Origin of the sequence: Erythrobacter sp. YT30 (assembly GCF_001542875.1) — a bacterium.
Classification (GTDB): Bacteria; Pseudomonadota; Alphaproteobacteria; order Sphingomonadales; family Sphingomonadaceae; genus Erythrobacter.
On record NZ_LMAF01000002.1, the window covers coordinates 119,468 to 144,580 of the forward strand.

Below are 25,113 nucleotides of genomic sequence, written 5' to 3' on the forward strand. Positions count from 1 at the left end.
TGCCGAGTTAGCTGCCGCAATTTTCGCCCCGTTCTCTACCGATCAGTTCGCTGCGCGCCTGCCGCCCGCACATCTGCCAGCGTCGGATAGCCATTCACTGCCATCAGCAAATCTGCCTCTGCCAAAATGGAATTAAGGACGAACGCCGCACCCTCCGCTCCGCCAAGAGCAAGACCGTAAGTGTAAGGCCGCCCTACCCCCACAGCAGTCGCTCCAAGAGCAATAGCCTTGATCGCATCGGTGCCTGATCGGATGCCGCTGTCAAACAGAACGGGCAGATCGCCTGCGGCCGCCACGACATCTGGCAAAAGATCAATCGTCGCGATCCCGCCATTGGCTTGCCTGCCGCCATGGTTTGAACAGTAAATCGCGTCTGCCCCGTGATCGACGGCCTTCTTTGCATCGTCGGGATGGCAAATGCCTTTGAGGACAATCGGCAGATCGGTCACGGATTTGAACCAGGCAATATCTTCCCATGTCAAAACCTGGCCGAATGTCGCCGCCCAGATCATGATTGCGGTTTCCGGATCCTCTTCAGGCGGTTTGGGAAGCAGTTTCAGGAATTCCGGATCGGTGAAGTAATTCTGCAAAACCTTGCCACGCAGCTGCGGGAAGTTTGACGCATTAAGATCGCGCGGGCGCCATCCCGTCACCCAAGTGTCGAGTGTCACCACCAGCGCCTTGTATCCCGCCTTTTCGGCGCGCTGGATCATGCTGGTCGCCACATCCTTGTTGCGCGAAGTGTAAAGCTGAAACCAGGCGGGCGTGTCTCCGCATGCGGTCTTCACATCCTCCAGCGGATCATTGGAAAGCGTCGAGGCGCAAAAGGGAACACCCGTCATCGCCGATGCCTTGGCCGCGGCCATATCTCCGTGGCGATCGCGCGATGCCTCCCCGTTAAGGCCAATCGGAGCCATGAAGAGCGGGGAGTGAAAAGTGTCTCCGAAAATTTCGATCGAGAGGTCCCGTTCGGCGCAATCGACCATCATGCGCGGGATCATGCCCCAATGATGAAAGGCAGATGCATTGGTGTCCTGCGTGTGTTCATCCCCGCAACCGCCCGCGACATAATTCGTCATCATCGGGCCCAATGCTTCGTGCGCGCGCTTTTCCAGTGTCGCGAAATCCACCGGGTAATCGGGCAGAATGCCTTTAAGCCCAGCATTGTAGATCGCGTTCTGCATCGCGCCGAAATAGGTCATGAAATCCCTCTCCTTGTTGGACGAGAGATTGAGCGCATGGCGCGCGCGAGGGCAAGTGGTTTTAGCTGACGAGCTTTTGAAGGCTCGGTCGGACCCGCAAGAAAACGATATAGAGCCGTTCGAGCACGCTCAGCACCGTCTTGTTGCGCGCGATCTGGCCCAGAAAGCGCATCGATGGAATGGCGCGCCACATGGCTGCAAAGGCAGCCGCGCCGCTCAGTACTTTTCCATCTTCCTCGGCATGAAAGCGAGCGAGCAGTTCGGCCTGATCGATCGGGCAATTGGGATCGCCATTTTCCGAGACATCGACGAAGTTGATCGCATCGTCCCGGTCGAGCTTGCGCATCAAGGCGATCTCTCGCTGGCACAGCGGGCAGGCACCATCGTACCAGACTTTCAGCCGGCTATCGTTCATCGTCTCGTTTGCGCTCTTCGCAGAAAGGCCATTCATAAAAAGGGATGTGCGCCTCTCTTGCGATAATTCAAGGCTTGCGCAGGGGCCATGCGATGGCCATTCGTGGGGCCAAACATCAATGGGTTAGCGGCAAACTAGTGATCGCTGGCCAACGAGCAGAGCGCGACCGGGGCACAAAGGGGATATAATGCGGGGCATTCTTGGCTGGATAAAACGCCACCCGATCATCACCGGCGTTGGCGTGATTGCGCTGCTGCTGATTGCTGCGAGCTTTATCTTTTCGGGCGGCCGCGATTACGAATATGTCGAAGACGACGTGTCGCGCGGGGAGGTTACCCGTGTGGTGTCCGCCAGCGGCACTTTGCGCGCGTTGAACACGATCAATGTCGGCGCGGAAGTGTCCGGCCAGATCACCGCCGTCTATGTCGATTTCAATTCACCGGTCGAAAAAGGGCAATTGCTCGCGCAGATCGATCCCACTCGCCCGCGCGCTGCGGTGACACAGGCCCGCGCGCAGGTTGATCTCGCCCGTGCAAGCCTTGCGCAAGCAGAGGCCGCTATCGCCCGCGCGCGCACCGATGTCGCCGTGCAAACACGCGAGTTCAATCGCCGCAAGGAATTGGCCGAAAAAGGCTTTGTCTCGAGCGCCGGCCGCGATCAGGCGGAGAACCTTCTCGCTGCTGCCAACACCTCGCTCAGTACGGCGCAAGCCCAAGCCCAAAGCGCGCGTGCGCAGATTGCGCAGAGCCTTGCGAGCCTGCGCTCTTCCGAGCTCGACCTCTCTCGAACCCGCATCATTGCGCCGACAGGCGGCGTGGTGATCGATAAACTGGTCGAACCGGGCACCACGGTTGCCGCCAGTTTCCAGACGCCCAATCTCTTCACCATCGCTGCTGATACCAGCCGGATGCAGGTCGAAGCTGCCGTCGATGAAGCTGATATTGGCCAGGTGCGCGAGGGACAGGATGTCCGCTTTACGGTCGATAGCTACCCCGATGAAACCTTCGTCGCGAAAGTCCAGCAGATCCGGCAATCGGCAACGCAGGCACAGAGCGCAGTGAGCTATCTCGTCATCCTCGATGTCGACAATATCGATGGCAAATTGCTCACCGGGATGACGGCGAATGTCGATATAATCACGGGAAAAAAGGATAATGTCCTGCGTGTGCCAGTCGCCGCGACCCGGTTCCTGCCACAAGAGCAGGATCGGCCTGAGGATGATGCCGAGGCGCAAGCCGAAGAAGAGAAAGACGCGTCCAATCAGGTCAATGTCTGGGTGCCGGGTGAAGACCCCTATCAGCCCCAACGCCAAGCCCTCACAATCGGCCTTCGCGGGGAAGATTATGTAGAAGTGACAAGCGGCCTCGATGAAGGACAAAATGTGCTCGTGAGATCGCGCGAAATCAGTAATGATGGCGATTGAGCATGACGGATCGTACAGCCTCGATGGGTGATGATGGGCCGCTGGTGGAAACACGCGGCCTCGTCAAATCATATACCCTCGGCGGCGAGACGATCCATGCGGTCAACGATGTAAGCCTCTCCATCGAGCGCGGCGAATATGTCGCGATTATGGGGGCATCGGGCTCTGGCAAATCGACCTTTATGAACATGATCGGTTGCCTTGATGTGCCGAGCCAGGGCGAAGTTTTGATCGACGGCATTCCCACGCGCGAAATGTCGAGCGATGAATTGGCCGATCTGCGCAATGCAAAAATCGGCTTTGTCTTTCAGCAGTTCAATCTGCTCGCTCGCACCTCTTCGATCGACAATGTGGCGGTGCCGCTGATCTATGCAGGGCTGGACACCAAGACCCGGCGCGAGCGAGCGACGCAGAAATTGATCGAAATGGGCCTTGGCGAGAGGCTGCTGAACACCCCCGCAAAACTATCCGGCGGTCAACAGCAACGCGTTGCGATTGCGCGGGCTTTGGTGACGGAGCCGCTCATCCTGCTGGCTGACGAACCCACCGGCGCGCTCGATTCCAAAACCAGCGAAGACATCATGCAGGTTTTCGAGGAATTGAACGCTGCCGGGATCACGCTGATCGTCGTCACCCACGAAAGTGAAATTGCCGATCATGCCAAGCGCCGGATTGAATTTCGCGATGGCAAAGTGATTGAGGATCATAGGAACGAAAACCGCGTGGTTGCGCGTGAGGTGGACGCATAATGGCAAGCGAAGCCCCCGCCGCGATCACTCCACGCAAACGCAGCATTTTGAGCGGATGGGGCGTCAATATTGCCATCGCGCTTACCGCGCTTCGCACCAATCTCTTGCGCTCAGTCCTCACCATGCTCGGCGTGCTGATCGGAGTGTTCGCCGTGACACTGGCGGTTGCCGTGGGAAGCGGTGCCGAGGAGACGATCACGAATGCGATCAACCGGTTCGGATCAAACATGGCCATCGTCCTGCCGCGCCCTGATGATGGCGAGGAATCCGGGCCTCCGCGTCGGGTAAGAGAGCGCGGAAGGCTGACCCAGCGCGATCTTCGCGCGATTGAAAATGAGGTTTCCAATATCCGCGCGATCGCCCCGCAATTGCTTCAGCCGGTCGATCTGGTGGTGGCCGGCAGCAGCACTTCGACCAGCGCAGTCGGCACAACGCCGGGCTATGGCCTTGTGACTACCCATCCGGCAGACCGGGGCCGCTACATCACCGAAAGCGATGTCCGCTCCGCCGCTCGCGTCGTCGTGATGGGCCGCACCGTTGCCGAAGACCTTTTTGGCGGTTTTGATCCCGTCGGCGAGACCGTGCGCGTGAATGGCGTGCCTTTCTCAGTCATTGGCTTGCTCGAAGAAAAGGGATCGACATTGGGTGATGACAGCGATGACACGCTCATCATGCCGATCACCACGATGCGCCAACGCTTTACCGGTGATGCCCTTCCCGGCCCCGATGATCTGCAAGTCGCCTTTGTCGCATTCAATGAGGGTGCGTCTCTATCGCGCGGAAAGGACGATATCATTGCGGTTTTGTCCGACCGATACCGTGTAGAAGAAGGCGAGCCGACCCCGTTCACCGTTCGCACCACCGAAGAGTTCGTCGAACAGAGCCAGTTCATCACCGGCATCCTGCAAGCTGTGCTCGTCTCTATCGCCTCTATCTCGCTGCTGGTTGGCGGGATCGGGATTATGAACATCATGCTCGTCAGCGTGACCGAGCGGACGCGGGAGATCGGCCTTCGCATGGCCCTCGGAGCGCGGCGTGCTGATATCCGCAATCAGTTTCTCGTTGAGGCCGCCGTGCTCTGCGTGCTGGGCGGCGCTGTCGGCTTGGTGCTCGCATGGGGCGCGGGCGCGGCGCTCACGGCCTTTGCCGAATTCCCCGTGCCTGTCGGGATTGGCACCGCCCTGGGCGCGATAGCGTTCTCCGCATTTCTTGGCCTCCTTTTCGGAGGCTACCCCGCGATCCGCGCATCGCGATTATCGCCCATCGAAGCGCTCAGGACGGAATAAACAAAGCCGTGTCTGTCTTTTGATCGTAGCCAATCATCACTATCTTCAGCATTGAAATCAGGGAATCGTTTTAATGCATTATCCACACACCAACCGCCGCCAATTTCTCGCCACCGGCTCTGCCTTTGCAGCTTTGCTCGCCAGCGGATGCATGACGCGAGGCGTATCGGCCGGCGCAAGCGCAGCAAATTTCGCGCAGTACGGACCGCTTGTGCGTGATCCCGCAGGCATGCTCGATCTGCCGCAGGGGTTTTCCTATCGTCTGCTTTCAAGCCTTGGTGATACGATGAGCGATGGCGGCACGGTTCCCGACAAGGCCGATGGCATGGGTTGTCTGGATCTTGGGAATGGCGAGATTGTGCTCGTGCGCAACCATGAACTTATTCCTTCTGACGATGCAGGCGGTCCAATTGCAAAAGGCTTTGGCACACGTAATGGCACCGTTGTTCCGGGCGGCACCACAAACATCGTGCTTGATGCTGAAACGCTCGAAGTAAAACGGCAGTTCAGAACGCTTGGCGGAACGATCCGAAATTGTTCAGGCGGCGTCACGCCATGGGGCAGCTGGCTTACATGCGAGGAGGCACCGACCGGGCCCGGGCAACGATATGGCGATGGTCTTGCGGTCAATCACGGCTGGACTTTCGAAATACCGGGCAATGCGACCGGCCTTGTTGATCCCGTGCCTTTGCGCGCCATGGGGCGCTTCAATCACGAAGCCGCCTGCGTCGATCCGGTGACGGGCTATGTCTACCAGACAGAGGACCGGGACGACGGTGTGCTCTATCGCTTTCTGCCCAATACGCCGGGCAAGCTGGCCGATGGCGGCAAGCTTCAGGCGATGGTGATCGAGGGCGTGCCAGACACCCGCAATTGGGATGCGGCGACAATGCCTCTTCGCCAAAGCTACGCCGTAAGCTGGGTCGATCTTGATGAGGTCGAAGCGCCCAAGGATGATTTGCGCCAACGCGCCGCAGCCAAAGGCGCTGCGCTGATTGCGCGCGGCGAGGGCATCCATATGGGCAAGGATGATCTCTATTTCTGCTCTACCAGCGGCGGGCAGAAGAAACTCGGCCAGATTTTCCGCTTCGTCCCGGGTCGCGGCAACGGGCCTGATCGGGTGGAGCTGTTCTTCGAAAGCGAAGACATCAAGCAATTCAACTATGGCGACAATCTGTGCGTTGCGCCCAATGGGCACCTGCTCGTTTGCGAAGACGCATACACCGATGTGGTCGATAACCACGTGCGCGGGATCACGCCTGATGGACGGCCTTACCCGTTTGCACGGCTCAACATGCAGACCGAACTTGCCGGCGGCTGTTTCTCACCCGATGGCAAGTGGTTCTTTGTCAACGCCTATGGCCCGACGCGCACGGTCGCGATCACCGGGCCTTGGGCGGCTTAACGGATAATCCGGCTGCTGACGATTTCGACGCGGGGCGTGATGCAATCAGGCTTCGCACATTCGTCCTTGCACAGATCGGTTGAGAGATAGCGCATCAAGCCATCGCAAAAGATCGTGCCAATCGCGCGCCCATCATCGCGGCTTGCACCAGCTCGGATCGCGCCGATCAGATTTGCGCCAGAGGATATGCCGATCCCCAGACCCAGCTCGCGGCACAGCTTTTGCGCCATCAGGATCGCATCACCATCATCGACTGAGACGATGGGGTCCAATTGGTCGAGCTTCAGCAGGTCTGGGATGAACTCATCCGAAAGCCCCTGAATACGGTGTGACCCGCATTTATAGCCATTTGTGAGCGTCGGTGATTGCGCCGGTTCAATTGGGTGAACGGCGATGGTGGGGTCTTGCTCTTTCAGGTATCGGCCCGCGCCCATAACTGTGCCACCTGTACCGACACCAGCAACAAACGCGCCCAGCCCAGCGCCCTCGCCCCGCACCTGTGCCAGCAGTTCAGGCGCAGTCCCTTCGTAATGAGCAAGGCTGTTGTCCGCGTTGGCAAATTGCTGCGGCAGGAATGCGCCTGTCTCCTCGCCCATCGCCTTTGCCTTGGCCATGGCACCGAGAAAACCGCCTTCCTCGCGCGACACAAGCACCACGTCTGCGCCGTGGCTTCTCAGAAGAGCGCGGCGCTCCATGCTCATCCAATCGGGCATGAAAATGGTGATCGGATGTCCCAGAGCGCGCGCCATCGCGGCAAGCGCAATGCCTGAGCTGCCACTGGTCGCCTCGACAATGCGCTGGCCGGGCTGCAGCTCGCCCGCTTCAATCGCGCGCTTCAGGATCATCAGCGCCATGCGATCTTTGATGCTGCCGGTGTAGTTGTACATCTCGGCCTTGGCGAAAACAGTCAGGTCGCGCCCTTCAAAACGCAGATCGAGCCGCACGAGCGGCGTGTTGCCGACCAGCTGTTCAAGGCATTCCCAACCCAGTTTCGGGCGAGCGGACAATTGATCGAGCATGGTTTCTCCGTTCTCTAAGTACACGCGAGAAATGCCATGAAAGCGCGTGGGAAATCATCGCCAAAAATCCTTTCTTGAAAGCCAAATTTGTGATAATTTTTGATTTATGAAAACTGAAAGAGAATTATTTGATGCAAATGACCGCGCTATTCTAAAAGCGCTTCAGCACGATGCATCAATTTCGCTCGAAGCGCTGGCATCGAAACTCAGCCTTTCAACCAATGCCTGCTGGCGCCGGGTCAAGAAGCTTGAACAGACCGGCGTCATTGAAAAGCGCGTTGCAATTGTCTCGCCCGAAGCGGTGGGATTGAAAGTCACCGTTTTTGCCTCAGTCAAAACCGATGATCACAGCGCCGACTGGCTCAAACGATTTTCAGAAGCCGCCGCCGATATCTCCGAAGTGGTCGAGTTCTACCGGATGGCAGGCGATATCGATTACCTGCTCAAAATCCTCGTTCGCGATGTGGCCGACTATGATCGGGTCTACAAAAGGCTGATTGAGCAGGTTGCTCTGTCCGATGTTTCAGCAAGCTTTGCGATGGAGCGGATCAAGTACGAAACCGCCGTCCCGATCGCTTGATGCAGTTCCTCACAATTTGTCCGGACAACTCTTCCCAACCGGGCAATCGCGGTTTATGCCTCTCTTTATGCTCAGACCCATTGCTTTGATCGCATTTGCCTTTGCCGCGCCGGTTACCGCGCAAAGCGCCCTTCCCCCCGGCATCTGGACCAACAATGAAGATGTCTATTTCGCCGAGGAAGAGGGCCGCGAAAAAGCAGAATGGGTTGCTCTTGAAGTCAATGATGCGGGCCAGTGGCGCGGTGTTGATGCCTTTGGCGAAGCGCAGGGCGAATGGTCATCAGCAGCGATCCCCGGCCTTACCCCACGCGAAGGTGGCGGATGGCAAATCGGGGAAAGCGAACTGCGCCTGTCGCGCCCAATGTCCTGCTGGGTTTCGGTGCGCAAATTTGCTGGCAAGCCCGATGGCAGCACGGATTGGACCTTTGCCAATAAGCTCGAGATTTTCGATCAAGGCGGCCGCGTCACTGTTCCGGGGGAAGGCATCGCTCCTGATGTCACGATCCGCGTGCGCAATGTGACATGGGCTGCGGGCAGCCGAAACAAGCCATCGCTTGTCCTTTACGTCCATAAAGACGATCCGGTGCGCGCGGAAAGCTATTCATGGGCATCGCCCGATGCGAGCCTTGTCGGAGTAAACCTACGCTGGGTTCAGGCCAGCTGCAGCAGAGTGGACACCTAAATCATGCAATCAACACGAGCCATATTCAGGCAAACCGGCGGCCCTGAAGTGATCGAATGGGTCACCGAAGATCACCCTGCCCCTGCCGCAGGCGAAGTCACGATTGAGCACGGCGCGGTGGGCCTCAACTACATCGACACCTATCACCGGCGCGGCATTTATCCTGCCCCTTTGCCAAGCGGAATGGGATTGGAAGCAGCCGGGCGCATCATCGCAATTGGCGATGGCGTTGAAGGTTTTGCAGAAGGCGACAGGGTTGCAACCTTTGGGCCATTGCTCGGCGCTTATGCAACGCATCGCAATATCGCTGCCGAACATCTGTTTCGCCTGCCCGACAATATCGATGACAAGACCGCTGCTGCTGCGATCCTCAAAGGGTGCACGACGGAATTCCTCGTCGAGCGCTGCGGCAAGGTTGAGAAAGGCTGGCCAGTTCTGGTTCACGCCGCAGCAGGCGCAACGGGGCTGTTGCTGGTCCAATGGCTCAATCACATCGGCGCAGAAGTGATCGGCACGGTTTCAACTGAAGCCAAAGCCGAAGCCGCAAAGGCAGCGGGCGCGCATCACGTTATCTTCTACAAGGAAGAAGACACCGCCGCACGAACCCGCGAGATCACCGGGGGCGACGGCGTTCGCGTGACTTTTGATGGAATTGGCCGATCGACGTGGGAAACCTCGCTCGATGCGACGGGCAAACGGGGCCTCATCATCAATTTCGGCAATGCCGATGCGCCGGTGGGCGAGGTCGATGTGGGCGTGCTCGCGATGAAGGGTTCGCTCTTCAACACGCGCCCCATGCTGTTTCACTATTACGAAGAGCCCGAAGAACGCGCTGCGGGCGCAGCGCGGGTGTGGGAGATGTTCGACAAAGGGGCATTGAATGTGACCATTGGCCAGACCTACGCGCTTGCCGATGCAGCCGACGCGCACCGCGATCTTCAGGCTGGTAAAACCACCGGCTCCACGGTGCTGCTGCCATGAGGATCACTGCACTCTTTGGCGCTGCTGCCGCTTTTGCACTCACCGCCTGCCAGCCCTCGGAGAGCATGAAGGCCGAATGGAGCGCCATGCAGCAAACTCGCGAGGCGCAATTGGCCGAAGCCGGTGAACGTTGGCGGCGCGCATACGAAGCGCAGGATTGGGAAACGCTGCGCTCGCTTTACACCGATGATGCCGTGTTGATGACGCACGGGACGGAGAGAATCGAAGGCGCTGACAACATCATCACCTTCCTCCAGCGCCTCCCCAATGCGGGCGCGAGTGTCGGGTTTCAGTTCGACAATGAAGAAGTCGTGCTGGGTGGCAATTACGGACCGGACAATGTCGGCTTTGTGACCGCGAAATACAGAATGGACATCGCCTTTCCCGGCAGCGATCCGACCATCGTCGCGGGGCGATCCTTCCTCGTCTACAAATGGCAGGACGGGGAATGGAAGCTGTGGCGCGATATGGACAATCAGGCGCCCGATGTCGTGGCCGAGGACTTCGAATGACCCGCATTGCACCGATGCGGGTTGAGGATCTCCCCAACAAAACGCGCGAAGCTTTGGAATACGCGCAAGGCATTATGGGCTTTGCTCCCAATGACGTGCTGACGATGGCGCATTGGCCCGAACTCCTCGAAGCGATGGAGCGACTGGTTCAGGTCATCTACAAACCCGGCGAGCTTGATCCCGTCCTCAAGCGAATGATCGCGACGGTCACCAGCGGCGCTGCCGGATGCCGCTATTGTCAGGCGCACACCGCGCACGGGGCGGTGCAAATGGCGGGCGGCGATGAGGAGAAGATCGCCGCTGTTTGGGATTTCCATATCAGCGATTTGTTCAGCGATGCGGAGCGTGCCGCGCTCAATTTGGCGCTAGCGGCAGGCTCACAGCCCAATGACGCGACCGATGAGCATTTCCGCGCGCTTGAGAAGCATTTCTCGCAGCGTCAGATCATGGAGATAATGGGAGTAATCGGCCTGTTTGGTTTCCTCAATCGCTGGAATGATACCCTTGCAACCGAGCTTGAGGACAAACCAATGGCGTTTGCCAGCGAGACCTATCCATCTGCGACTTGGGATGCGGGAAAACACGCAAACGATTAGTGTTTCCAGGCCGCGCCGCCGACCCAGTCGCCAGCAACGCCAAGGAAATGCTCAACTTTCACATCATCCCAGACGCCAGCGGCAAAATACGGATCGGCCTCAAAAGTTTCGCGCGCTTCGGCTTCGTTTTCGGCCTTGATAACGAGCAGCGAACCGACGGTTTCTTCGCCGTGTTTTAGCGGGCCTGCTACTGCAATCTTGTCCATCACCTTTTCGATATGGGCGAGGTGATCGGCGATCAATCGCTCACGAATGCTCGCACTGTTGGCGACATCCCGGCAGATAAATGCGAACAAGGTCACTCGTCTTCCTCCTGTGGCGGTGTGAAGATGGCGGGATCAATCGCCTCTCCAATTCTCGCCTGCTGCCATGTCACGGTGTTGCTGACAATGCCATCGTAGAGCAGCGTAACAGAGCGCGCCTGCACCCATCCGCTTTCGGGCAGAGCCATGAAATCGTCATATATCCGCTCATGAAATCCGCGCGAGCTGTCAAACGCCATATAGCGGATGAAACCGCTTTGCTTGTCGAAACCGAACAGCGTTTCCTGCCCACCGGGGTCAGTGATGCGGATGAGCGAGACCGGGTGGCCGCCGACATTGCGGTCTGGCGCAAAGCTTAGTGTAAAGCCATCATCGAGTGCCGAGCGGATTATCCCAAAACCAAAGTTGCTGGCCCAGTACGCATCGGCCTTTTCCTTTGGCATGATGCCGTCCTGCGTCCAGGTGGTTGCCCCGTCATATCCGACTTCGAAGAGCACCTGATCGCCTTGCCTGGCGATGATGCGCACCTTTCCATCAGCGCCATGCGCCTCTTTGCGCCCACGGTCAAATTCGCGCCACATACGGTAATCGTCCGCTGTGGAGCGAGCCCTGCCAGTCGCGGGATCGAAGAAGGTCGCCGTGCCTGTGAGCTGCAAGGTTTTTGGATCGAGAAAGACATCGCCCCCATGCGCATCCAGCCCTCGCGCCACGACTTCCCGCGCAGTGGGTTCCTCTTGAGCAGACAGCGGAGTGAGCACTGACAGGGCGAGCAATATCGCGGGAGCAAGGCAGCGCATCATCCGCCGACCTCGATCAATTCAACCAATTCGCCGCCAGCGCCGATGGTGGTTCCTGCGCGCCTTCCCTCATAAAGCGCGCCCGTCCTCAAAGCAGGAGGAGTGATCCATTCGACGTCGCACTCTGAAAGGTCTTCGACCGCAAGGCTCACAATCGCATTTCCGGGCGGAAGCATGCCATCATGTCGCGCACGCTCGGTCGCCGCCTCGGGATAATCGTCCACCTCGACAATCGGCATTTTCCTGTGGCTGACCATGGTGATGGTCGTCTGCGTCTCAGGCGGCAAGCCGAACGCATCGTTGATCATGCTGTAGGGCAAAGTGTAATCCGACCCTCGCCCAAGACCAAGCCTCTCGACATACCAGGCGATGCTGTCTTCACGGCTGGGCGTGGCGAGAACGACGATGAAGATCTTGTCTACCGCGGAGTTTGCACGGGGCAAGTCTGTGTCGGGAAGATCGCCCAACACCTGATTGAGATAGAACATCTCCTGTCCCGTCCCCAGCACTTGCATCGGGATGAAGGCAGGCTCGATATTCTCCAGCTTCTTGGGCGGGCCAACGATTTTGAAACCGGCTTCTTCGACGACCTTTGGCCAGTGCCACACATCTTCGACCGTGCATTCAAACGCTGCCCAGCCATAGGTACGCGTCGGCTTGAAATCAGGATGGTCGGGCTGCTCAACCAGACGGAACCAGCAATGCGCACCGCTTTGTGGCCGCAGCACGGCGTAAGGCAATCCAGCATTGGCATCGCAGCCCCAGCTTTCGGCGAGATCAGCGGGCAATTCGCCTTGTTCAATCAGTTCCAGGCCCAGACAATCGCGATAGCCTTTCAGCGCCTTTTCAAGATCGGGCACCGTCGAAAGCCCGCCCATTATGGTGCCGTGGGGTATCGTCATCGGTGCTGCTCCTAGCGAAACTTTGGCTTGCGCTTTTCGACGAAGGCAGCGGTGCCTTCTGCAAAGTCTTCGCGTGTGAATGCCGCGCTGAATATGCCGAGCGTATCGCGATCATCCTCGCTCTGCCCATCGAGGACGCGGCGGATGAAATGCTTGGTGTGATAGGCCGAATAGGTGGAGGCGGCGAGCAATTGCCCGATCAGGAATTCGCTCCCGTCAGCGATAAACTCGATGAGGCCAATGCGCTGCGCTTCTTCAGCATCTAGCAACTCACCTGTGTAAAGCATCCGCTTCGCTTGTCCCGGCCCAACCAGATCGACAAGCAGCTTCACGTCATGCAGCGGATAGACAAGGCCAAGCTTCGCAGGCGTAATCCCAAAGCGCGCAGCCGGCGTCGCAACACGCATATCGCAGGCCATGGCAAGTCCGCAGCCACCGCCCACGCAATCCCCTTCGACAAAGGCGATTGTCGGAATATCGGCGCGGGTCAATGCGGATTGCACACGATTGATCTCGGCCTGATTTGCAGCGCGCCAACTTGCATCATCCTTGTTGGCGAGCAGCTCCTTGATATCCGCGCCAGCGCAAAACGCGGTCCCTGGTTTAGCCGAGCGCAGTTCAAGAACACGGATCGCCTTGTCTTCAACGGCATCGGCCAGAAGCGCAGGGAAAGCCTCCCACATCGCCATGTCGAACGCGTTGCGTTTGTCGGTTCGGTCAATCAGCAGACGCGCGATGGGACCCTCTTTTTCAAGCCGAAGACTCAAGCTGGGTTCTCCTTCATAAAGTGATCCGCAATTTGCTTGCGCGTCGTTACCCATACATCATCATGCGCGCGGACATGGCGAAAGAATTCTTCGAGCGCCCAAATGCGCCCCGGCCGCCCGATGATCCTGAGGTGCAGGCCGAGGCTCATCATCTTTGGATTGCCCTCTTCGCCCTCGCGATAGACCTGATCGAAATTCGCTTTCGCATAATCGAGCCATTGATGCGGGGTGAGCGCAGGGTCGGTCCACATCTTCATATCGTTGTTATCAAGTTGATAGGGCATGATGCACATAGGCGTACCGGTCGTATCGCGATCCCAGAAGGGCACATCGCCGGAATAATCATCCATGTGATAGGAATAGCCCTCTTCCTGCAAAAGCCGCCTTGTGTTGTCGGTGAGCAGGTAGCGGCTTAGCCAGCCATAGGGGCGCACTCCGCAGGTTTTTTCGATGCTTTGCGTCGCCTTGCGGATGAAGTCGCGTTCGGCCTCTTCGTCCATTTTGAACTGATGCACCCAGCGCCAGCCATGGCTGACCGGTTCGTGGCCAAGATCGACAATCGCCTCGGCAATCTCGGGATGGTTTTCGAGCGCCATCGCGGCCACCGTCCAGCTTGCCATGATGTCGTAACGTTTGAGCAATTTGACGATGCGCGGCGCGCCCGCCTTGATCCCGTAGAGATAGTTGGACTCGTTCGAATAATTGCGCATTTTCGATTTGACGAAAACGCCCAGTTCATCGACCGGCTCCATCCCGCGATCGCCGCGAGCAATCGTCATCTCGCTGCCTTCTTCGACATTGACAACAACGCTCAAAGCCATCTTCGCGCCACCGGGCAAGTAGATCCGTTCTTCGATCATTTGTTCCTCCCCGTCACGGGGAGGGGGACCATCGGCACGATGGTGGAGGGGCACTGCCCGCAATCACCACGCCTGCCCAGAGTGCCCCTCCACCAGACTGCGTCCGGTCCCCCTCTCCATGCTGGGGAGGATACATCCGCGCCATACATCAGTGCATTTCCTCACCACCGCTCACATTCAGCGCTTCGCCAGTCACATAGAATGCCTCATCGCTCGCCAGCCACAGGCACGCTGCCGCGGTATCGCTTGGCAAGCCGGGGCGGCCCATCGGGTTTTTCGCGCTCATGTTGGCAAGGTAATCCTCGACCGTTTCGAACCCCAGGAGCTTGGAGAAATATTCGTTCTGCTTTGCACCAAGCCCTGTCGTCACGTGGTTGGGGCACACCGCGTTGACTGTGATTCCATGCGCGCCCAATTCGACTGCCGAGGCGCGGGTGAGGCCCACCATACCGTGCTTTGAACTCACATAAGCGGGAAGATGCGGAAAGCCGGTTTTCGCCGCTTGGCTGGCTATGTTGATTATGCGGCCGCCTTCACCTTTTTCGACCATCGCGCGGGCCGCTGCCTGCGTGCCGTAGAATGCGCCAGACAGGTTCACTGCGATCACCTGGTCCCACTCATCAGCGGTATCAACCTCAAGCAGCGGCTTCATCTTGAAACCAATTCCGGCATTGTTGACGAACACATCGAGCGATCCGAAATGCTCAAGCGTCTTTGCGACAAGTGCCTGACAATCAGCAGCTTTCGACACATCGCAGGCAATTGTCGCGACTCTCGCACCGCGAGCGCGCAGATCCTCTGCAACGGCCTCCGCTTCGGCATCAATCGTCAGATCGGATACGACGCAGTTCGCGCCCTCATCGGCGAAGGCTTGGAGGATGCCTTGGCCCAGCCCCTTGTCCTTCCCCGATCCGGTGACGACGATCGTCTTGCCCGCATACTTCCCTGCTTCCTGGCTCATGGATCACAGATCCTCGGTAAGGATGAATTGCGGCGCGTCGGCATAATCCTGAAAGGGCGCTGCCTTGGCCTGGAATTCTGGGTCCGAGACATCCGCCACAAAGGCATCCAAATCGGTGATGTCGAGCACTTCGAAATAGGCATAGGGCGGCGGCGTATCGGGATCGCCAAACAGGCCGGTTGCCTTGTGCACGGTGAAGCTTTTGACCGACGGTAGCGCGCTGGCGGTCGGGATATCCTTGTCCTTTGCCCATGCCTCATATTCGGCGACGTCCGTGCCGGGCTTCAGATTGAACGGTACGATAATGCGCATGGGTTCTAAGCTCCTTTGTTGGGCGCGCGATAGGCGCCAAGTTTGGCATCAAGTTGACGAGCAAGGCGGAACAGTCCCGCTTCAGCGCCGGTGCTTGCAACGATCTGCACGTCCATCGGCAGACCTTCAGCGGTAAAGCCCATTGGCAGGCTGATCGCAGGCATTCCGGCGATGTTGGCGAGGCATGTGAAATCGGCCTGAGCGGCTGGTTCAGGCTCGAAATGCGGGAAGGCGGTGTTGGGCACGGTGGGCATAATGAGAAAGCCATGCCGAGAGACGATGTCGCGTACTTCGTCGCGCGCCTGCGTGACGATTGCCTGATCTTGCGCCCAATCTTTCTCTGATCGTTTTGGTCCGTAAGTCAGCAATTTAGCGAGGTTCTCTGATACGGATACTCCGCTCAAATCCGCTGCCATGAACTTCGATACGCCGATAAACCCGGCAAAGCGGATGCGCGATTGGGGATGGCGGAGAGAGACCTTAGCAGGCGCGTGATCGAGCGCCGCCACAACCGTTTCAAAAGTTGCGGCGATGGGCAATTGCACCTCTACGCCATGATCGATGAGGACCGCGCCCGCGCCCTCGATGTCGGTGTCTCCAAAATCGCTCACCACCCGCCCCACTCGCTCGAGCATATCGAGATCGCGCGCCAGCGGACCTATGGCATCGAGGCTTGGGTCGGCGGGGATCAGTCCGTCCTGGCTCACTTTGCCTGTTGCAGGCTTGAACCCGTAGACACCGCAATGCGCCGCCGGGATGCGAACAGAGCCCATCGTATCCGTGCCCAGCGCCGCATCGCACAAACCTGCCGCGACCGCTGCGCCGCTGCCGCCAGATGAGCCACCTGGTGAGTAGCCGTGTTTGTGAGGATTGTGCGTCGGCCCGAAATGCGGGTTATTCGTCTTTGCGCCCAGCGCGCCCTCTTCCATGTTGAGGATACCGGTTATCGCCGCGCCCGCTTCGCGCAGCCGGGTCACCACCTCGGCATCTGCATCCGCAACGCGATCTTCCCATGCGCCAATTCCAGCGTGGTAGGGCATCCCATTTACCGCGATATTGGCTTTGATCCCAATAGTAACGCCCGCAAGCGGCCCCTCTCCGCCGGAGGCGTCGTCGTTACGGTAGAGAAAGGCGTTGTACGGATCGAGCATAGGAGCGTTTTACACACCCCGCTCGTCAATCAAGCGCAAGGGTTTTTGCCGCTTGTCGATCTCGGTCACTGCCGCTGTGCCGCCCGCCTCGCACAGTGCGATTTCGACTTCGACGCCCAGCCCTTGCTTCAACGTTTCAGCAAGAGCTGCCTCATCAGTCCCGCCATTGCTTTCGAGCGTGACGCGCATGCTGTCGCGCCCGCCTGCATCGCGCATCAGGTGGCAGACATACTCACCGGTTAGGTCCGCGCGGTTTTCGATAATCGCACCGATTGCGTGCGGGAAGACGTTGATCCCGCGCAGCTTCACCATATTATCTGATCGGCCACGGAAGCCCGCGATCCGCTTAAATGCGATCTCGCCGCGTCCGTCCAATTCGTGCGTGATGTCATGCGTGTTGAAGCGGATGCAGGGGGCGATATCGTCCTTGTAAAGGCAGGTGACGACCATGTCGCCCGTGTCACCTTTCGCAACTGGCGCGCCGTCATCGACGCCCAGCAATTCAAGATATTGCGCGTCTTCCCAGACATACATGCCGTCGCGTTCCGGTCCCTCGCCCGCGATTGTGCCGGTATCGCCGACGCCGTACCAGTCATAGGCCTTTGCGCCATGCCAGGCGGCCTCTGTTGAAGCGCGATCCTCTGTGCCGAGATGGCCGATAATCATGCGGATGTTGATCTTGTCGAACAGGCCCATCTCTTCGGCTGTGCCCGCAAGTTTGCGGACGTAATCGACAAAGCCGACAATCGCTGTCACGCCGAAATCGGCCATCAATTGCACTTGGTTGACGCTGCGGGTCTCAATCCCCGTGCCCGCCGACAGGAAGATTGAATTGGTGAACTTGGTCACCGCCTCGCGGATGTAGTGCCCGCCATTGATCATGCCGTGTCCATAGACGGAGTGCACGACGTCATCGCTTTCAAGCCCCATCCAGCGATACATGCGACCGACCAAGAGATTGCCGACTTCGCGCCCCTTTGGCCCAAACATCAGCACTTGCGGTTTTCCCGTTGTGCCCGATGTCGTGTGGAAGACCACCGGATCGCGTGTCGCGGCAGGCCCCATACCGTGAAAGTCGCCATAGGGCGGGTGTTCGGCAATCGAGGCCATGAGGTCCGACTTGTCGTAAACAGGCAGCTTCGTGATGTCTTCAAGCCCTTTGATATCGCCCGCTTCAATCCCCTTGGCACCCCATAACCGCTGGTAGAACGGCACCTGCCATCCCTTGACCATCAGGCGTTTGAACTGCGCATCCTGGATCGCGAACAATTCATCGCGGCTCATGGTTTTATAACGGTCCACAAACGCCTGCCCGACCGGATAATCGGCGAGCATCTGCTTGTGATCAAGCGCTTCGAAATAGGTTGGATAAGTCATAGAGAATTCGCAAAATAGGAAAGGGGATCATCGAAAATTCGTTGGTCAATCTCGCTGCCTGCAAGTTTGCGGCATAAGGCATATTTGGCGGCGGATTGTTCAGCGCTCATGGGATTGGCAATGCTGCCGAGATTGGCCGAAATGGTGCGCTCAATCGTTTCGCCTGCCTTGGTAGTGAGGACGAGGCGTTGCGGAGCCATCGCGTTGCCATCGGGATTGCCGTCCAGAGTGACACAGACATTGGGCGTTAGCTCAACCAATTCCGCCGCATGGAGCGCATCGCTGTCGAACAGGGCCGGATCAATGATCCCGTCGCGCAGCATCAATGGCGCGAGAATGGGGAGACACAACCGTGCATAGGCGGCTGTCATATCCGCCTTGTAGGGCCGCCCAACCAGCCGCTCAATCAAAGGCGGAGCGAACAATTCTACCTTTGCGATGTCGGGCAGGCGCACTCCTTCGCGATAGAGCTGTTCAAGCTCACCCAAAGCGCCATGGCTTGCCCTGCCCGATGGGAACGGTTTGATCGCGACTTCGGATATGCGCCACACTTTGCCGAGGTCGCTTGTGTAGCGAGAAAGGTCGAGCGGCTCGAAAAGCTTTGCATATCCAAACGGCCCTTCCAGCGCGTCGTGCGGGCCATCCAGACCGCATTCGACCAGCCGCACTGCGGTGATCGCCGCGCGCGCAGCATTGGCTATTTGCAGAGGCAGCGCGATGGACGCTTCGACATGGGCTTGCATGGTGCCGCTCGCGGACGAGTACGCAAGGCCCATCACATCGGCGTACTTCTCAGGCGGAATGTCGGTTAGCCGCGCTGCTGCCAAGGCCGCGCCGATGACCCCGGCGGTCGCGGGGCGGAAAAACGACATCGGCCCCGTTGCGGCAATGCCCAATCCGCTCGCGATATCGACACCAACGGCAAGCGCGCGCAGAACGTATTCGGGGTCCATCCCGCCATTGTCATCCGACTGCGCCATGACGGCTGCGGTCACGACGGATAGAGCGTGCACCACCGCCCCTTCATGAACCGCATCCCATTCAAGGCAGTGGATTGCGAACCCGTTGAAGAAAGCTGCGGACACAGCCGGAACCTCGCCGCCGCAAAGGAGGCGCGCCTCAGGATCGCTACCGAACGCTCCGATAGCGGCTCTGACTTTGCGCGCTTCGGCCGATTGTGCGCCCGCCGCGCCGCCTGCAAGCGTATCGGCCAGCAAGCGAACCGTATCGGCGCGCACCTGTTTAGGCAGAGCATGATCGGCGCTTGCGAATTCTATGATGGCATCAGTCGCGGTCATCCCAGCCACCTCGCCAGCATTGCATCAATTCGCGAGGCGTCCTGCGAGTTGAGCGCGACATCAATCGCCTCAGGCCCTTCTGTCGAAGCAAGCCCGCCCCACGCCGCAAGAGTGCGCATTTTCTCGATAATGTGGTTTGCTTTTACGGGCCTTTCGGGATCGCCCAATGTGTCGACAATTTCATGCCCGTTCACGCGCGCTCCGAAATGTGCGGGGTAACGCGCTGTTATCGCGGGGTCTTCCGCAACACTCACTTGCGCGCGCAGATCAGCAAGCCGGGCGATGGCAGCGGGGGTGAAATCCTCTGGCTTTGCCTCGCGGCCATCCGCCACCACCGCAACAGCGTGTTGAAGAGAGAATTTTGCTTCCAATTCGCTCGTCGGATTGGGACGGTCGCAAAAGGTCAAGGCGTCGGCAAATGTTTCGACTTTGAATGGCGCGGAAAGCTCGCCCGCCTCGCGCAATTGCATCGCTGCATCAATGGCAGGGTGTGCGTGGCGACAGGCTGCAAAGGGCTTGAAGCTGACTTGGTCGATTAGCCATCCCTTGTCTCCACCGGCAAGATCGCCCTGCTCCTTCGTCGCAGCTGCGAACAACCCCTGCGGCCCTTCGAGAATACCAGCAGGTCCCTTTGCCCCAGCCTTCGCATGAAGCGCCGCCTCGCGCCCGGTGCGCGCCGCGTGATAGATGTGCCATTGCTTGGTCAGCACGCCCTTGTCATGCCGCATATGCCACAGCCCGCCCGCGACCGATCCGGCATTGCCAAATGCATCGACGTATTGATCGGCCGAAAAATCAAGGAGCGATCCCATCGCCGCAGCCGCGCCAAAAGCGCCCGCAGTCGCGCTGGGATGCCAGTGCGCGTAGTGATAGGCATCGAAAGCTGCCCCCACCGCGATCATCGCCTCGTATCCTCGCACCGCAGCCTCCAGCCGCTGCGCCATGGTCGCATCAGCAACGCTCATCGCAACCGGCCAAACCACGGGCCCAGGATGCAACAAGGCGGTGCGATGGACGTCATCCATTTCGAGCACATTGCCGAGATAGGTTGAACGCTCCCATGCATGCTCGGTCACTTGCGATGCGACATTTGCCGCATCGCTCGACCCTGCGCCTGCTACACACGCGAGCCAATCAAGCAGATGCAGCCGCGCGCGCGTCTTTGCCGACTCACCAATTGGTCGACACAAGCGAGCCGAGAGTTGCGAGATCAGCGCTTCGCTCATACACCAAGCCTCTGCCCACATTCGGGGAATCGGAGAGAACCTTGGCCAATGCCGCCGCGCCTTCCAACGTGAAAACGCCCCGCTACATGCAAGTGGCCGGCGAATTGCGCGAAGCGATCCTTGCTGGCACCTATGCCGATGGGCAGCCCTTTCCGACCGAGACGGCGCTGTGCCGCGAATACGATGTCAGCCGATTTACCGTTCGCGAGGCGTTGAAGCGGCTTCAGACCGAAGGTCTGATCGAGCGAAAGCGCGGATCGGGCACCACCGTTCAACCTGCCGCCGCGCGCGGAGGCGCTTTGCACCAGCCGCTTTCGAACATTGGCGAGCTTTTGCAATATGCCCGCACGAGCGAGGTTGTTTACGAAGAGCGCGACAAAGGCCCGCTTCAGGAAGTGATCGCCGAACAAATTGGCGAAGACACCAAGGGTATCTGGCGAAGATTTCGCGGTGTTCGCAGGCAATCGCCCGACACCGCGCCGATTGCTGTCACCGATGCCTATTTCCACGAACGGCTGGGCGATGCGGTGGATGAGCTTGATCTCGCTGCGGGTACTCTGTTCAGCCAGATTGAGCGCATTGCGGGCGTGACGATTGGCCGGGTCACGCAGGATATTCAGGCGATCACTGCGGATGCGCGCGTCGCGGGTTTTCTCGAGATTGACCAAGGCGATCCGGTTTTGCGGATCGTACGTTGCTATCTTGATCCCAAGGCGCAAGTCTACGAAATCTCGGTCAGCCATCACCCCGGAGACCGCTTCGCTTACGCGATGCATATCGATCTCGACAGCTGAGCTGCTCATTTCCCGCCCAGCTCCGGTACGGGGCCGGGGGTCCAGTCCTCACCCGCAAAACGGATCGACGGAGCGATATGATGCGCGCCGTCCTCGCTCTCGACGATCAGCCCGCGTTCGGCGATGTGCGGTTCATCGAAAGCTTCGCGGAAATTGAGAACAGGCGAAAAGGCGACATCTTTATCGGCGAACCATTGCACCCATTCATCGCGCGAGCGGGTGGCGAAGGTATCGCGCAGGAAGCCGATAAGTTCGCCCTGTTCGCCCGCGTCGCGTTCTGCATGGTGAATGAGGTCTTCGCGGTCTAATGCGGTGAGCAGATTGCGCGCGAACTTGATCTCCCGCCCTCCCAGAGCGACATGCTTGCCATCTAACGTTTGGTAGACCTGATAGAAGCCAGCCCCGCCCAGCGATCTTTGACGCGCTGATACGGGGCTGGGTCCTCCTGCAATTGCACTGCCTGCGGTGTGCGCGCACCATGGGATCAGGCTGTCGAACATGGCACAATCGATATACGCGCCCTCGCCTGTCCGGTCGCGTCCGATCAGTGCCATCAATGTTGCAGACAAAGCTGTCAGTCCGGCAGCCAGATCAGCGCTCGGCGCACCGGGAACGACCGGGGTCCCGTCTGGGCCATCATTGACGGCAAGGAAGCCTGCCAAGGCCTGCACAGCCATATCATGTGCCGGATGATGGGCGAGTGCGCCCTCCTGCCCGAAGGCGGAGATTGAGCAATAGACGATATCGGGCTTTATCGCTTTGACGCTGTCATAATCAAAGCCAAGCCGCTTCATCACACCGGGGCGGAAACCTTCGACAAAGACATCTGCCTTGGTACACAGATCGGCCAAAGCCGCTTTGCCTTCCTCGCTTTTTAAATCGAGTACGACGCTTTCCTTGCCGCGATTGAGATTGGCAAACCACACCGAATGGCCTGCTTCAAAAGGGGCCTGTTCGCGCGCCGGATCGCCGGCGGCGGGTTCAACCTTGATTACTCGCGCTCCCTGGTCAGCCATCATGACCGTCATCATCGGACCCGGCAGAAACTGGGTCAGATCGACAACGGTAATGCCTGACAGCTTGCCCATAGAGCTTTAGATAATCCCGCTTGCGCGCAGTTTGGTTATGTCTTCGGGGGAATAGCCCAACTCATCAAGAATGGCATCGCTGTCCTCGCCGAGTTCAGGCGCGATGCGATTGGGCACCCGTTTGCCATCAAGCTTGATGGGGCTTGCCAGAATATCGATCGGTCCGCGTGTCGGGTGTTCAACAGTATCGCGCATGCCGATGGTACGCAGCCACGGATTGTCGAGTGCCGCGCCCATTTCATAGACTGGCGCAACGGGCACATAACCTGCCAGCAAATCCTGCCAATGCGCCATCGGCTTTTGCGAGAATTCCGCATCCAGCAATTCGGTCAAAACCTCGCGATTGGAAAGCCTGTCAGCATTGGTTGCAAAACGCGGATCATCGCGCAAATCATCGCGTGCCATCCGGTCGACCAGAATGTCCCAGAATTTGGGCAATTGGCACATCACGAACATCCAGCCGTCTGCCGCCTTGAACATCTGGCTAGGCGTGGCTGTGGGATGAGCGCTGCGCGGTGTGCGCCCGGTTTCATCGCCCTCATTCATATACCAGAGCGCTGGGTAGCTTGTCTGATGGATCGCCGCAGACAACAGATCGGTATCGACATCGCGCCCCTTGCCGGTGCGCTGCGCATCAATCAGCGCGGACAGCAACCCGATCGTGAAGATCGTGCCGGTCATGAAGTCGACCATTGAAAGGCCCATGCGTTGCGGCTCGCCGCCCGGCTCTCCCGTGACAGAGCAATAGCCCGCCTCAGCCTGCATCAGATAATCGTAACCCGGCCATTTGGAGCGTTCATTGTCACGGCCATACGCAGACAAATGCGCGCACACGATCGTCGGGTTGATCTCTTTCAGCGCATCGTAAGTGAGGCCCAATTTCTCTGGCAGATCGCCGCGCATATTGTTCGCAACGGCATGAGACGTGGCCGCCAATTCTTTGAAGACCTTCTGTCCCTCATCCGTGCGCAGATCGAGTGTCAGCGAACGTTTATTGAGATTGAACGACTGGAAATACAGGCTTTCCCCTTCGCTCAAAAAATGCGGACCCACCGCGCGCGCCGTGTCGCCGCCGCCTTTTCCGTTCTTGCGCGGCGGCTCTATCTTGATGACCTCCGCGCCCATCTGCGCCAGGTGCATGGTGCCATAAGGACCAGCGCCATATTGTTCGGCGCTGATGATGCGAAAGCCCTTCAGGGGGAGATGCATGGCGATACCGGTTCCGGGCCGATCAGTGCTCAGATCTGGTTTTCTTTAAGGTGCTGTTTGGCGATGATCATTCGCTGCATTTCATTTGTCCCCTCGCCAATGCACATCAGCATGCTGTCGCGGTAATAGCGTTCAATGTCGTATTCCTTCGAATAGGAATAGCCGCCATAAATCCGCATCGCTTCCTGGCTGTTCTCAACGGCAGCTTCGGAAGCGTAGTATTTGGCAATGCCTGCCTCCTTGTCGCAGCGCTCGCCTTTGTCATAGGCTTCTGATGCGTCAAGCGTGAGAAGCCGGGCAGCCCGCGCCTTTGTCACCATTTCGCCGAGCTTCAGCTGGATGGCCTGATGCTGCGCGATGGGTTTACCCATGGTCTCGCGCTGCTGCGCATATTCGGTGGCAAGCCGCAGCGATCCTTCGGCAAGGCCCACACCGCGCGCAGCCACATTGATCCGGCCGAGTTCTAGGCCACCGGTTGCCTGGAAAAAGCCCTGCCCTTCAACACCGCCGATCAATTGGTCCGCCGGGACAACATAGTCCTCCATGATCAATTCAGCGCTGTCGATCGCCTTGTAGCCGAGTTTGTCGAATTTCTTGCCGGTCGTCAGCCCATCGTGCTTGTCGGCGATGAACAGACTCATGCCTTTGTAGCGCGGATTGGCGTCAGGATCGGTCTTCACCAGCATGGCAAAGCATTGACCGTTGAGGGCGTTTGAAATCCAGGTCTTGGTCCCGTTAATGACATAATCACCATCGGCATTCTTCTTTGCAACGGTCCGAATGGCTTGCAAGTCCGTGCCCGCATTGGGCTCGGTCAAAGCAAGACCGCCGCGAATTTCGCCGGTCGCAAATTTGGGCAGCCAACGCATTTTCTGTTCAGGCGTGCCGAAGCGTTCAACTGCAGCCGCCATGATCAGGTGCGAATTGAAGATTCCCGTGATCGCCATCCAATATGATGAAATGCGCATGACGATCTTTGCATATGTCGTCGCAGGTAGGCCCAATCCGCCATATTCCTGGCCAATAGTCGCGCCAAACAGGCCCATCTCGGCCATCTGCTCGACCAGTTTTTCGGGCCAAATATCGCCGTGATCGTGATGCTGGACAACAGGGATAACCTCGCGTTCCAGCCACCTGTCAATCGCGTCCATAAACGCGCGTTCTTCATCCGGATCGATGGTGCGGATCTGATCTTCGATTGCTGCGGCGGTTGCCATGATGCGTGTCCCTTTGGTTAAAGTTCTCTTCTCGTCGAGCC

27 protein-coding genes are annotated in these 25,113 nt (G+C 58.6%); 10 read left to right on the forward strand and 17 right to left on the reverse strand.

Annotated features, from left to right (window positions below):
• Nucleotides 1-35 precede the first annotated feature (35 nt).
• Nucleotides 36-1,202, reverse strand: coding sequence for an alpha-hydroxy-acid oxidizing protein (locus tag AUC45_RS05255; RefSeq protein WP_067599396.1), 1,167 nt, complete (start codon nt 1,200-1,202; stop codon nt 36-38).
• A 61-nt stretch (nt 1,203-1,263) separates the two neighbouring features.
• Entirely contained in the window at nt 1,264-1,653 is a 390-nt protein-coding gene (locus tag AUC45_RS05260; protein ID WP_233998539.1) for a thiol-disulfide oxidoreductase DCC family protein, read from the reverse strand.
• 151 nt (nt 1,654-1,804) lie between these two features.
• Here AUC45_RS05260 and AUC45_RS05265 point away from each other — a divergent pair, with 151 nt between their 5' ends.
• The 4 genes from AUC45_RS05265 (at nt 1,805) to AUC45_RS05280 (ending at nt 6,480) form a co-directional block, all read left to right on the forward strand.
• Nucleotides 1,805-3,040: an efflux RND transporter periplasmic adaptor subunit gene (locus AUC45_RS05265; RefSeq protein WP_067599399.1), complete on the forward strand. Its 1,236-nt coding sequence runs from the start codon at nt 1,805-1,807 to the stop codon at nt 3,038-3,040.
• 2 nt (nt 3,041-3,042) lie between these two features.
• Nucleotides 3,043-3,789 carry an ABC transporter ATP-binding protein gene (locus tag AUC45_RS05270; protein ID WP_082700980.1) on the forward strand — a complete coding sequence of 249 codons (747 nt, stop codon included), beginning with the start codon at nt 3,043-3,045 and terminating at the stop codon, nt 3,787-3,789.
• A complete protein-coding gene (locus tag AUC45_RS05275) occupies nt 3,789-5,075 on the forward strand; it encodes an ABC transporter permease (RefSeq protein ID WP_067599402.1) in 1,287 nt (428 codons plus the stop codon). Before AUC45_RS05270 ends, AUC45_RS05275 begins: the two co-directional genes overlap by 1 nt.
• 73 nt (nt 5,076-5,148) lie before the next feature.
• Nucleotides 5,149-6,480, forward strand: coding sequence for an alkaline phosphatase PhoX (locus AUC45_RS05280; RefSeq protein ID WP_067599405.1), 1,332 nt, complete (start codon nt 5,149-5,151; stop codon nt 6,478-6,480).
• Here AUC45_RS05280 and AUC45_RS05285 read toward each other — a convergent pair.
• Nucleotides 6,477-7,499 (reverse strand): PLP-dependent cysteine synthase family protein, encoded by a 1,023-nt coding sequence (locus AUC45_RS05285; RefSeq protein WP_067599408.1) that lies wholly within the window; start codon nt 7,497-7,499, stop codon nt 6,477-6,479. The genes AUC45_RS05280 and AUC45_RS05285 overlap by 4 nt on opposite strands.
• Nucleotides 7,500-7,605: 106 nt before the next feature.
• Here AUC45_RS05285 and AUC45_RS05290 point away from each other — a divergent pair, with 106 nt between their 5' ends.
• The 5 genes from AUC45_RS05290 (at nt 7,606) to AUC45_RS05310 (ending at nt 10,850) form a co-directional block, all read left to right on the forward strand.
• The gene (locus AUC45_RS05290) at nt 7,606-8,079 is read left to right on the forward strand and encodes an Lrp/AsnC family transcriptional regulator (protein ID WP_067599411.1); all 474 of its coding nucleotides are present in this window, start codon (nt 7,606-7,608) and stop codon (nt 8,077-8,079) included.
• Between the two features lie 67 nt (nt 8,080-8,146).
• A complete protein-coding gene (locus AUC45_RS05295) occupies nt 8,147-8,761 on the forward strand; it encodes a hypothetical protein (protein WP_067599414.1) in 615 nt (204 codons plus the stop codon).
• A 3-nt stretch (nt 8,762-8,764) separates the two neighbouring features.
• Entirely contained in the window at nt 8,765-9,742 is a 978-nt protein-coding gene (locus tag AUC45_RS05300) for a quinone oxidoreductase (RefSeq protein WP_067599417.1), read from the forward strand.
• Nucleotides 9,739-10,254 (forward strand): DUF4440 domain-containing protein, encoded by a 516-nt coding sequence (locus tag AUC45_RS05305; RefSeq protein ID WP_082700981.1) that lies wholly within the window; start codon nt 9,739-9,741, stop codon nt 10,252-10,254. Before AUC45_RS05300 ends, AUC45_RS05305 begins: the two co-directional genes overlap by 4 nt.
• The gene (locus tag AUC45_RS05310) at nt 10,251-10,850 is read left to right on the forward strand and encodes a carboxymuconolactone decarboxylase family protein (protein WP_067599422.1); all 600 of its coding nucleotides are present in this window, start codon (nt 10,251-10,253) and stop codon (nt 10,848-10,850) included. Before AUC45_RS05305 ends, AUC45_RS05310 begins: the two co-directional genes overlap by 4 nt.
• On the opposite strand, the gene AUC45_RS05315 is transcribed toward AUC45_RS05310, so the two are convergent.
• From AUC45_RS05315 to AUC45_RS05365, 11 genes are all read right to left on the reverse strand, one after another.
• Nucleotides 10,847-11,152: a YciI family protein gene (locus AUC45_RS05315; protein WP_067599424.1), complete on the reverse strand. Its 306-nt coding sequence runs from the start codon at nt 11,150-11,152 to the stop codon at nt 10,847-10,849. The genes AUC45_RS05310 and AUC45_RS05315 overlap by 4 nt on opposite strands.
• On the reverse strand, nt 11,149-11,913 hold the full coding sequence (locus AUC45_RS05320) for a hypothetical protein (protein ID WP_067599426.1): 765 nt from the start codon (nt 11,911-11,913) through the stop codon (nt 11,149-11,151). Before AUC45_RS05320 ends, AUC45_RS05315 begins: the two co-directional genes overlap by 4 nt.
• Nucleotides 11,910-12,812: a VOC family protein gene (locus AUC45_RS05325; protein ID WP_067599428.1), complete on the reverse strand. Its 903-nt coding sequence runs from the start codon at nt 12,810-12,812 to the stop codon at nt 11,910-11,912. Before AUC45_RS05325 ends, AUC45_RS05320 begins: the two co-directional genes overlap by 4 nt.
• An 11-nt stretch (nt 12,813-12,823) precedes the next feature.
• The gene (locus AUC45_RS05330) at nt 12,824-13,579 is read right to left on the reverse strand and encodes an enoyl-CoA hydratase/isomerase family protein (protein WP_067599431.1); all 756 of its coding nucleotides are present in this window, start codon (nt 13,577-13,579) and stop codon (nt 12,824-12,826) included.
• Nucleotides 13,576-14,439, reverse strand: coding sequence for a polysaccharide deacetylase family protein (locus tag AUC45_RS05335; RefSeq protein WP_067599434.1), 864 nt, complete (start codon nt 14,437-14,439; stop codon nt 13,576-13,578). The genes AUC45_RS05330 and AUC45_RS05335 overlap by 4 nt, the downstream gene beginning before the upstream one ends.
• Before the next feature lie 148 nt (nt 14,440-14,587).
• Nucleotides 14,588-15,400 (reverse strand): SDR family NAD(P)-dependent oxidoreductase, encoded by an 813-nt coding sequence (locus AUC45_RS05340; protein ID WP_067599437.1) that lies wholly within the window; start codon nt 15,398-15,400, stop codon nt 14,588-14,590.
• Between the two features lie 3 nt (nt 15,401-15,403).
• Nucleotides 15,404-15,712, reverse strand: a complete 309-nt coding sequence (locus AUC45_RS05345) for an REDY-like protein HapK (RefSeq protein ID WP_067599440.1) — start codon at nt 15,710-15,712, stop codon at nt 15,404-15,406.
• Between the two features lie 5 nt (nt 15,713-15,717).
• On the reverse strand, nt 15,718-16,863 hold the full coding sequence (locus AUC45_RS05350; protein WP_067599442.1) for an amidase: 1,146 nt from the start codon (nt 16,861-16,863) through the stop codon (nt 15,718-15,720).
• A 9-nt stretch (nt 16,864-16,872) separates the two neighbouring features.
• A complete protein-coding gene (locus tag AUC45_RS05355) occupies nt 16,873-18,240 on the reverse strand; it encodes a phenylacetate--CoA ligase family protein (RefSeq protein WP_067599444.1) in 1,368 nt (455 codons plus the stop codon).
• Complete coding sequence (locus AUC45_RS05360) at nt 18,237-19,538, reverse strand: MmgE/PrpD family protein (RefSeq protein ID WP_067599446.1); 1,302 nt, start codon at nt 19,536-19,538, stop codon at nt 18,237-18,239. Before AUC45_RS05360 ends, AUC45_RS05355 begins: the two co-directional genes overlap by 4 nt.
• The gene (locus tag AUC45_RS05365) at nt 19,535-20,764 is read right to left on the reverse strand and encodes an MmgE/PrpD family protein (protein ID WP_067599449.1); all 1,230 of its coding nucleotides are present in this window, start codon (nt 20,762-20,764) and stop codon (nt 19,535-19,537) included. Before AUC45_RS05365 ends, AUC45_RS05360 begins: the two co-directional genes overlap by 4 nt.
• Nucleotides 20,765-20,805: 41 nt before the next feature.
• Here AUC45_RS05365 and AUC45_RS05370 point away from each other — a divergent pair, with 41 nt between their 5' ends.
• On the forward strand, nt 20,806-21,558 hold the full coding sequence (locus AUC45_RS05370; protein ID WP_233998540.1) for a GntR family transcriptional regulator: 753 nt from the start codon (nt 20,806-20,808) through the stop codon (nt 21,556-21,558).
• A gap of 5 nt (nt 21,559-21,563) precedes the next feature.
• Here the strand turns inward: AUC45_RS05370 and AUC45_RS05375 are convergent, their stop codons facing one another.
• The 3 genes from AUC45_RS05375 to AUC45_RS05385 are packed head-to-tail and all read right to left on the reverse strand — an operon-like array spanning nt 21,564 to nt 25,072.
• Nucleotides 21,564-22,646, reverse strand: coding sequence for a CaiB/BaiF CoA-transferase family protein (locus AUC45_RS05375; protein ID WP_067599450.1), 1,083 nt, complete (start codon nt 22,644-22,646; stop codon nt 21,564-21,566).
• A gap of 6 nt (nt 22,647-22,652) precedes the next feature.
• On the reverse strand, nt 22,653-23,855 hold the full coding sequence (locus AUC45_RS05380) for a CaiB/BaiF CoA-transferase family protein (RefSeq protein ID WP_067599452.1): 1,203 nt from the start codon (nt 23,853-23,855) through the stop codon (nt 22,653-22,655).
• A gap of 29 nt (nt 23,856-23,884) precedes the next feature.
• Complete coding sequence (locus tag AUC45_RS05385; RefSeq protein ID WP_067599455.1) at nt 23,885-25,072, reverse strand: acyl-CoA dehydrogenase family protein; 1,188 nt, start codon at nt 25,070-25,072, stop codon at nt 23,885-23,887.
• Nucleotides 25,073-25,113 lie beyond the last annotated feature (41 nt).

What these genes read in the sequence shown, in the direction of transcription:
- AUC45_RS05255 (WP_067599396.1), bottom strand. Translation starts at nt 1,202, where the DNA reads ATGACCTATTTCGGCGCGATGCAGAACGCGATCTACAATGCTGGGCTT.
- AUC45_RS05260 (WP_233998539.1), bottom strand. Translation starts at nt 1,653, where the DNA reads ATGAATGGCCTTTCTGCGAAGAGCGCAAACGAGACGATGAACGATAGC.
- AUC45_RS05265 (WP_067599399.1), top strand. Translation starts at nt 1,805, where the DNA reads ATGCGGGGCATTCTTGGCTGGATAAAACGCCACCCGATCATCACCGGC.
- AUC45_RS05270 (WP_082700980.1), top strand. Translation starts at nt 3,043, where the DNA reads ATGACGGATCGTACAGCCTCGATGGGTGATGATGGGCCGCTGGTGGAA.
- AUC45_RS05275 (WP_067599402.1), top strand. Translation starts at nt 3,789, where the DNA reads ATGGCAAGCGAAGCCCCCGCCGCGATCACTCCACGCAAACGCAGCATT.
- AUC45_RS05280 (WP_067599405.1), top strand. Translation starts at nt 5,149, where the DNA reads ATGCATTATCCACACACCAACCGCCGCCAATTTCTCGCCACCGGCTCT.
- AUC45_RS05285 (WP_067599408.1), bottom strand. Translation starts at nt 7,499, where the DNA reads ATGCTCGATCAATTGTCCGCTCGCCCGAAACTGGGTTGGGAATGCCTT.
- AUC45_RS05290 (WP_067599411.1), top strand. Translation starts at nt 7,606, where the DNA reads ATGAAAACTGAAAGAGAATTATTTGATGCAAATGACCGCGCTATTCTA.
- AUC45_RS05295 (WP_067599414.1), top strand. Translation starts at nt 8,147, where the DNA reads ATGCTCAGACCCATTGCTTTGATCGCATTTGCCTTTGCCGCGCCGGTT.
- AUC45_RS05300 (WP_067599417.1), top strand. Translation starts at nt 8,765, where the DNA reads ATGCAATCAACACGAGCCATATTCAGGCAAACCGGCGGCCCTGAAGTG.
- AUC45_RS05305 (WP_082700981.1), top strand. Translation starts at nt 9,739, where the DNA reads ATGAGGATCACTGCACTCTTTGGCGCTGCTGCCGCTTTTGCACTCACC.
- AUC45_RS05310 (WP_067599422.1), top strand. Translation starts at nt 10,251, where the DNA reads ATGACCCGCATTGCACCGATGCGGGTTGAGGATCTCCCCAACAAAACG.
- AUC45_RS05320 (WP_067599426.1), bottom strand. Translation starts at nt 11,913, where the DNA reads ATGATGCGCTGCCTTGCTCCCGCGATATTGCTCGCCCTGTCAGTGCTC.
- AUC45_RS05325 (WP_067599428.1), bottom strand. Translation starts at nt 12,812, where the DNA reads ATGACGATACCCCACGGCACCATAATGGGCGGGCTTTCGACGGTGCCC.
- AUC45_RS05335 (WP_067599434.1), bottom strand. Translation starts at nt 14,439, where the DNA reads ATGATCGAAGAACGGATCTACTTGCCCGGTGGCGCGAAGATGGCTTTG.
- AUC45_RS05340 (WP_067599437.1), bottom strand. Translation starts at nt 15,400, where the DNA reads ATGAGCCAGGAAGCAGGGAAGTATGCGGGCAAGACGATCGTCGTCACC.
- AUC45_RS05345 (WP_067599440.1), bottom strand. Translation starts at nt 15,712, where the DNA reads ATGCGCATTATCGTACCGTTCAATCTGAAGCCCGGCACGGACGTCGCC.
- AUC45_RS05350 (WP_067599442.1), bottom strand. Translation starts at nt 16,863, where the DNA reads ATGCTCGATCCGTACAACGCCTTTCTCTACCGTAACGACGACGCCTCC.
- AUC45_RS05355 (WP_067599444.1), bottom strand. Translation starts at nt 18,240, where the DNA reads ATGACTTATCCAACCTATTTCGAAGCGCTTGATCACAAGCAGATGCTC.
- AUC45_RS05360 (WP_067599446.1), bottom strand. Translation starts at nt 19,538, where the DNA reads ATGACCGCGACTGATGCCATCATAGAATTCGCAAGCGCCGATCATGCT.
- AUC45_RS05365 (WP_067599449.1), bottom strand. Translation starts at nt 20,764, where the DNA reads ATGAGCGAAGCGCTGATCTCGCAACTCTCGGCTCGCTTGTGTCGACCA.
- AUC45_RS05375 (WP_067599450.1), bottom strand. Translation starts at nt 22,646, where the DNA reads ATGGGCAAGCTGTCAGGCATTACCGTTGTCGATCTGACCCAGTTTCTG.
- AUC45_RS05380 (WP_067599452.1), bottom strand. Translation starts at nt 23,855, where the DNA reads ATGCATCTCCCCCTGAAGGGCTTTCGCATCATCAGCGCCGAACAATAT.
- AUC45_RS05385 (WP_067599455.1), bottom strand. Translation starts at nt 25,072, where the DNA reads ATGGCAACCGCCGCAGCAATCGAAGATCAGATCCGCACCATCGATCCG.